Raw genomic sequence first — 690 nt, forward strand, 5'->3', positions numbered from 1 at the left:
GAGATGCCAGTTCGTGTTCCCCAACCACAACAAAAGGCCCGCCGCTCTTTTCGGCACGGCGGGTTGTCGTCCCAGTCGCTTAGGTCATTCAATGATTTTGATGATCTTGCGCGTGCCCGAATCAACGACAACGGTATTTGGTGTCGGGGACTTCATGGAGTTGGACCGTCTCGGGTAGGGTTGAGCCGATATTGAGCTCCACTCCAGGGAGGTTCACCGATGCGAGCGGCTGCTTTTTCACGTATTCCCTGATGACCGTCTCCTGTTCAGGCTCGATGATGACGTCCTGGGCGGCAGCGACGCCGATACCTGCCAGCAGGTCGCGAGGCAGCATCACCTCACAGCAGGTCTTCGGCAACCCCGTCGAAATGCCTGAGGCCTACGCTTGGAGGCTTTCGCTTAAGAAGCCCCTGTTCACTTGCGGCCGCCTTGAAGGCATCGAACGCGGCTTGTTGAGTGCAGTGTCCGGCCAGGCATTCCTCGATCATTCGAATTGCTTCAAGTCGGGACGGCTTGTCCATGAATGGCCATGGTTGCTGAAGCGCCGTCTCAGCATCAGGTATCGACGCAACCAGCATCGATTTGTGATTCAGGTAGATCGTAATCGGTATAAACGCCGGCATCTTCGTCGCTCTCCAGAATTGAAGTGGCTAAACGCGAAGACATGGCGGTGGTTGCAATGAATGTTCC

1 protein-coding gene and 1 pseudogene are annotated in these 690 nt (G+C 55.9%); both read right to left on the reverse strand.

The genetic code is table 11. The features are described from left to right. Positions 1-84: 84 nt before the first annotated feature. Positions 85-334: pseudogene (locus NMG80_RS30545) on the reverse strand (DUF1236 domain-containing protein). Between the two features lie 4 nt (positions 335-338). Continuing rightward, positions 339-623, reverse strand: a complete 285-nt coding sequence (locus NMG80_RS30550; RefSeq protein ID WP_254021563.1) for a DUF982 domain-containing protein — start codon at positions 621-623, stop codon at positions 339-341. Positions 624-690: the final 67 nt, after the last annotated feature.

It is taken from the genome of Mesorhizobium escarrei, assembly GCF_935825525.1.
GTDB classification, from domain to species: Bacteria; Pseudomonadota; Alphaproteobacteria; order Rhizobiales; family Rhizobiaceae; genus Mesorhizobium; species Mesorhizobium escarrei.